The 6000-nt window shown below is 64.7% G+C and carries 5 protein-coding genes; all 5 read left to right on the top strand.

The annotated features are described in order from the left end of the window. Positions 1-402: 402 nt before the first annotated feature. The 5 genes from ACIP90_RS11170 to ACIP90_RS11150 all read left to right on the top strand — a co-directional run bounded on the left by ACIP90_RS11170 (position 403) and on the right by ACIP90_RS11150 (position 5995). Complete coding sequence (locus tag ACIP90_RS11170) at positions 403-1971, top strand: NCS1 family nucleobase:cation symporter-1 (RefSeq protein ID WP_400579372.1); 1569 nt, start codon at positions 403-405, stop codon at positions 1969-1971. Positions 1972-2011: 40 nt separating this feature from the next. Continuing rightward, positions 2012-2755, top strand: coding sequence for an aspartate/glutamate racemase family protein (locus ACIP90_RS11165; RefSeq protein WP_400579371.1), 744 nt, complete (start codon positions 2012-2014; stop codon positions 2753-2755). A 41-nt stretch (positions 2756-2796) separates the two neighbouring features. Further along, positions 2797-3573, top strand: a complete 777-nt coding sequence (locus ACIP90_RS11160; RefSeq protein ID WP_400579370.1) for an SDR family oxidoreductase — start codon at positions 2797-2799, stop codon at positions 3571-3573. A gap of 175 nt (positions 3574-3748) precedes the next feature. Further along, positions 3749-5245 (top strand): cation:dicarboxylate symporter family transporter, encoded by a 1497-nt coding sequence (locus tag ACIP90_RS11155; protein ID WP_400579369.1) that lies wholly within the window; start codon positions 3749-3751, stop codon positions 5243-5245. Positions 5246-5347: 102 nt separating this feature from the next. After that, positions 5348-5995: a LysE family translocator gene (locus tag ACIP90_RS11150; RefSeq protein WP_400579368.1), complete on the top strand. Its 648-nt coding sequence runs from the start codon at positions 5348-5350 to the stop codon at positions 5993-5995. Positions 5996-6000 lie beyond the last annotated feature (5 nt).

Genomic DNA, 6000 nt, shown 5'->3' with positions numbered 1-6000 from the left:
ACTCAACCCATTCGGCGGTCTCTTCCGGATCACGATCAGGCAGCTGGTTAGTCAACCCGCTGAGGATATGGGAGGTATCTTCTCCTGCAGCCACGGCAGCCTCGTTTCATCTTTGAATGTTTGGGCCATGTTTTCGTATTGTGAGAAAACATTCTTGCTATTCGAGATTAGGCAGCCTCCTGCGCCGCGGTCAAGGTGCGGGCGCGCCGCCGCCCGGCGCCGCGCCCTGGGAGCCGCTACCTACCAATTGTGACTGCCTGGGCAGTCGCGGCACCCTTGACCGCCGCGTGATTCAGGTCATACAGTTATTCCACTCTTCAAAAGCCAGTTTCCACTATATGGAAATAGATCGCCGGAAGCGTTGACTTCCGCCCATGCCCATCCCAAGAACTGGAGATCCAGATGCAGACGACCCCATCAGTCGGCGTCGAAACCGCTCCCGTCCCGACAGAGTTGTCGGGCCAGCCGGTCCATCCCGCAACGGGCGTCGACGCCCTGTGTGAAACAGCGAGCGCCGCCTCAGGGCGCAGCATCAGCCCCAGCCTGTACAACATCGACCTCGCCCCGACCAAGCGGGAAGGCCGCCGCTGGACCAGCTACAGCATCTTCACCCTGTGGGCCAATGACGTCCACAGCCTTGGAAACTATGCCTTCGCCATTGGACTCTTCGCGCTGGGCCTCGGCGGCTGGCAGATTCTCCTGGCCTTGGGGGTCGGTGCCGTCCTGCTGTTCGCGCTGCTCAGTTTCTCGGGCTTCATGGGCGTCAAGACAGGTGTCCCTTTTCCGGTCATGAGCCGCATAAGCTTCGGCATCAGGGGAGCCCAGATCGCCAGTCTCCTGCGCGGGGCGGTGGCCGTGGCCTGGTTCGGCATCCAGACGTACCTCGCGTCCGTGGTGCTTCGCGTCATGCTCGTAGCGATGATTCCATCACTTCAGGAAATGGACAACAACTCCATTCTCGGGCTGTCGACGCTTGGCTGGATTGCCTTCGTATCCCTCTGGATTGTCCAGTTGGTCATCGTCAGCTTCGGCATGGAGATGATCCGTAAATATGAGGCCTTCGCCGGCCCCGTCATCCTGGTGACCATGGCCGCCATCGCCGTCTGGATTTTTGCCGAGGCCGGCGGCTCCATAGCGTGGGCCCCGGACAACGCACTTGAGGGCGCGGACATGTGGCGGACCATCTTCGCCGGAGGCGCCCTCTGGGTCTCCATCTACGGGACCTTCGTCCTGAACTTCTGCGACTTCACCCGCTCCGCCGTCTCCAAGAAGGCCGTGGTGCGCGGCAACTTCTGGGGCATCCCGATCAACATGCTGCTGTTCGGCGCAATCGTCGTGGTCATGGCAGGCGGCCAGTTCAAGATCAACGGCGCAGTCATCGAGAGTCCCTCGGACATTGTCCAGACCATTCCGAACACGCTCTTCCTCGTTCTGGCCTGCCTCGCGCTGCTCATCCTGACCATCGCCGTGAACCTGATGGCCAACTTCGTGGCCCCGGTTTATGCCCTGACCAACCTCTTCCCCAAGCACCTGAACTTCCGCAAGGCAGCCTGGGTGAGTGGCACGATCGGACTCATCATCCTGCCGTGGAACCTGTACAACAATCCGCTCGTGATCGTGTACTTCCTGGGCGGTCTCGGCGCCCTGCTCGGTCCGCTGTTCGGCGTCGTCATGGCCGACTACTGGCTGCTGCGCCGTGGCCGGGTCAACGTGCCTGAGCTGTACACGGAAGAGCGCTCCGGAGCCTACTACTACCGCAAGGGCTTCAACCCCCGGGCGATCATCGCCATGGTCCCGGCGGCCGCCGTCGCGCTCCTGATTGCGTTTGTTCCGGCGCTGGGCGCCGCCGCCCCGTTCGCCTGGTTCTTCGCGGCCGGCATTGCCGCCGTGGTGTATTTCGTCATCGCGGACCGCTCGCAGCGCCTCGACGACGTTGACGGCGAAGCCATCGCCGTGGCAAGCACCCACTGACGAGAACCCAGACCATTCCCCACCGAAAGCGGAGGCACCCATGCGCATCCTTGTCGCGAACGTGAACACCACCCAGTCCATGACCGATTCCATCGCCGCCCAGGCCCGCGGCATCGCGGCCCCGGGAACGGAGATCATCGGCATCACCCCGCGGTTCGGCGCCGATTCCTGCGAGGGCAACTTTGAAAGCTACCTTGCGGCCATCGCCGTCATGGACCGGGTGGTGAACTATCCGGAGCCTTTCGACGCCGTCATTCAGGCGGGCTACGGGGAACATGGCCGCGAGGGGCTCCAGGAGCTTCTGGACGTGCCCGTTGTCGACATCACGGAGGCCGCGGCCAGCACGGCGATGTTCCTCGGGCACAAATACTCTGTGGTCACCACGCTTGACCGGGCCGTGCCCCTCATCGAGGACAGGCTGAAGCTGGCCGGGCTGGACGCACGCTGCGCCTCGGTGCGGGCCAGCGGCATGGCGGTGCTGGAACTGGAGGAGGAGCCGGAGCGGGCCGTCGAGGCCATCATCGAACAGGCACTTCTGGCCGTCCGTGAAGACAAGGCCGAGGTCATCGTCCTGGGCTGCGGCGGCATGGCCGGCCTGGATGAACAGATCCGGCAGCGCGCCGGCGTCCCGGTGGTCGACGGCGTGGCGGCAGCCGTCACGATTGCTGAAGCGCTCGTAAGGATGCGGCTCTCCACTTCCAAGGTCCGGACCTATGCCGCCCCGCGGCCCAAGACCGTCATAGGCTGGCCGTTGGTGGGTGCGGACGTGCCCGCGTCCCAGTAATCGCGCCATGCCCGGCGCGGCAGCAAATCCAGGAGTACCCCATGACCGAAACGCCGCCGGCCGCAGAGCCACAGCCAGGGCGGGTCGCCGTCGTCACCGGGGCCGGATCCGGCATCGGCAGGGCGGTGGCCCGGCAGATGCTGGCCGAGGGTTACCGGGTGGCACTGGCGGGGCGGCGGGAGCCGCAGCTGCTGGAAGCGGCGGGCGGCCACCCGGACGCGCTGGCGGTGCCGTGCGACGTCACCGTGCCCGACGACGTCGAGCGCCTCTTTGCTGCCGTCCTCCGGAGGTGGGGGAGGGTGGATGTGCTCTTCAACAACGCCGGCGTTTTTGGCCCGGCGGCCTCGGTGGATGAGATCAGCCTCGATGACTGGGACGCCACGGTGGCCGTGAACCTCACCGGTTCGCTGCTGTGTGCCGGCGCGGCCGTCCGCGCCATGAAGGCACAACACCCGCAGGGCGGGCGGATCATCAACAACGGGTCCATCTCGGCTCACTCGCCCCGGCCCCGCACCGTGGCCTATGCGGTCACCAAGCACGCCATGACCGGGCTGACCAAGAGCATTGAGCTGGACGGCCGCGCCTTCGGCATCACCTGCGGCCAGATCGATATCGGCAACACTGCCACCGAAATCATGGACACCATCGGCGTCGGTTCCGGTGCGCTCCAGGCCGATGGCACGCGCAAGGTCGAACCCATGTTTCCCGTGGAGGACGCCGCGAGGGCTGTGCTGCTGATGGCCGGAATGCCGGCCTCGGCGAGTGTGGGCTCAGTGGTGATCACGGCCGCCGGCATGCCTTTCGTCGGCCGCGGCTGACAGCGAACGAACCTTTGCCGCCGCGTTCACGCGGCGGCTTTTCGCATGCCCGCGACCCTCCCTTGATTCCGCATTATGGAATTGAATTTTCCTCTTGCGGAATAGTGTGAGCGGGGTTACTTTGGAATCAGACCCCGATTTCCGGGGCTGTCCCCGATTGAATAGGTACAGATCAATGAAGATCCCAGATTCCTCGGCGCTGAAGGCGAGTTCGGCGCCGTCGAAGAAGAAGCCCCTGTACAGGTCGCTCTTCTTCCAAATTCTGATCGCCGTCGTGGCAGGTGTTCTCATAGGGCATTTCTGGCCGGACCTTGGCTCCCAGCTGAGGCCTCTAGGTGACGGTTTTATCCAGCTCATCAAGATGATCATCGCGCCGCTGATTTTCCTGGTGATCGTGACCGGAATATCAGCCGTAGGCGACGTCAAGGCGGTCGGAAGGGTAGGAGTCAAGGCACTTCTCTACTTCACAGCAGCTACGCTTTTCGCCCTGGTCTTCGGCCTGGTCGTTGGCAACATCGTTCAGCCCGGAGCCGGCCTGAACATCGATCCGAGCACGCTCTCCCAAGAGGCGCTGGACGCCAAGACCGGCAACGCCGCGCCCAAGGACGCCGCATCCTTCATCCTGGACGTCATCCCCACGAGCGTCATTGGAGCCTTCGCCAGCAACAGCCTGCTGCAGGTCCTCTTCTTCTCGGTCTTCTTCGGGGCCGCGATCGTGGTCATCGGCCGCGAGCGCTGCATGCCGGTCATCAGCCTCATGGAGACCGTCCTCGAGCTCATCTTCAAGATCATGTCCTGGATCATGAAGGTTGCCCCGGTCGGTGCCTTCGGTGCCATGGCGTTCATCATCGGCCAGTACGGTCTCGACACCCTGAGCACCTACGCAATGCTCATCGCGGCCTGCTACGGTGCGGCAATCGTCTTTATCGGACTGCTGTTCCTCGTCGCCTGGAGTTTCGCCCGGGTCCCGCTGTGGCAGTTCATGAAGTACACCCGCGAGGAGTTCCTGCTGGCCCTCGGCACGGCCTCCACCGAAGCCGTGATGCCGCGCATCATGACCAAGTTGACCAATGCCGGCTGCTCCCGGGCCACCACCGGCCTTGTCGTCCCCACGGGCTACTCCTTCAACCTCGACGGCGCCGCGATCTACCTCTCGATTTCGCTGCTGTTCCTCGCCCAGGCCTTCGGCCACAATCTGGACCTGGGCCAGCAACTGGCGGCCCTCGGCGTCCTGCTGCTGACCTCCAAGGGCATGGCGGGCGTTCCCGGGTCCTCCTTCCTGGCACTCTCCGCCACCGCGGCGGCGTTGGGGATCTTCCCGGTGGCCGGCGTCGCCCTTCTGCTGGGCGCGGACCGGCTGATGGACTCCATGCGCGTTGTGGTCAACCTCCTCGGCAACTGCGTCGCGACATTCGTTGTCTCCAAATGGGAGGGCCAGTTCGATCGCAGTGTCATGGTCCGGGCGTTCCAGGGCGAGATCACGAATCACGACTCCGCCATCATGCTCGGCGTCGAGGAAGACTTCGAGGACCAGGAGCTTGAGCGGATCAGCGAAGGCGGCCAGCCGTCACCCAAGTTCCGCGGGGGCCCGAATCCGGAGGACATCCCTGAGTTCCAGATGACCAGGCCCGCATCCTCCACGGGAAGTTCGGCGGCCATCCACCACGAATAGCGGCAGCGCCCTGACGCTGCCCGCAGCCAGACCCCGTTCCGGAAACCCCGGGGCGGGGTCTGCGCTTTTCCCGGCCGGCGGCATGGCCCATACACTGGCGCCATGACGTTTCCCCAGGCCGTCCTGTCCTTCGCTGTGGTGGCCGGTCTCCTCACCCTCGTCCCGGGCATTGACACCTCCATCGTGCTCCGCGCAGGTCTCACGCGCCGCAGGGCTGCCGCCTTCGCGACAGCGGCGGGCGTTTGCAGCGGTGCACTCGCATGGGGAGCCGCCGCCGCCGTCGGCGCCTCGGCGCTGCTTGCCGCATCCGGCATCGCCTACCGCGCGTTAACGCTGGCCGGGGCGGCGTACATGGCCTGGCTGGGAGCATCGCTGATCTGGAAGACGATCGGCCGCAAGGGTGCAGCAGGTCCGCACATGGCCGCAGATCCTGCTCCGGCCCACGATGGCACGCTGTGGGGCTCTTGGCTGAAGGGGGCGGCCACCAACCTGCTCAACCCCAAGGTCGGCGTGTTCTACATTGCAACCATCCCGCAGTTCATTCCCGCCGGGATGTCACCACTGGCCATGGGGCTGTTGCTTGCTGCGGTTCACGGCATCATGGCCATGGGCTGGTTCACGCTGATCATCATCGGCACGGGCTTCGCTTCGAGGTGGCTGCGCAGCGCGGGGTCAATCAGGATTATCGACCGCATCACCGGAACGGTGCTCATCGGCTTTGGCGCCCGGCTGGCACTGGAGCCGCACTAGGCCCG

Source organism: Arthrobacter sp. NPDC093139 (genome assembly GCF_044754165.1).
GTDB lineage: Bacteria > Actinomycetota > Actinomycetes > Actinomycetales > Micrococcaceae > Arthrobacter.
This window is presented reverse-complemented; position numbering and strand designations above follow the sequence as displayed.

Bases quoted from the DNA above. Each gene is read 5' to 3' on its own strand.
- ACIP90_RS11170 (WP_400579372.1), top strand. From the start codon at position 403: ATGCAGACGACCCCATCAGTCGGCGTCGAAACCGCTCCCGTCCCGACA.
- ACIP90_RS11165 (WP_400579371.1), top strand. From the start codon at position 2,012: ATGCGCATCCTTGTCGCGAACGTGAACACCACCCAGTCCATGACCGAT.
- ACIP90_RS11160 (WP_400579370.1), top strand. From the start codon at position 2,797: ATGACCGAAACGCCGCCGGCCGCAGAGCCACAGCCAGGGCGGGTCGCC.
- ACIP90_RS11155 (WP_400579369.1), top strand. From the start codon at position 3,749: ATGAAGATCCCAGATTCCTCGGCGCTGAAGGCGAGTTCGGCGCCGTCG.
- ACIP90_RS11150 (WP_400579368.1), top strand. From the start codon at position 5,348: ATGACGTTTCCCCAGGCCGTCCTGTCCTTCGCTGTGGTGGCCGGTCTC.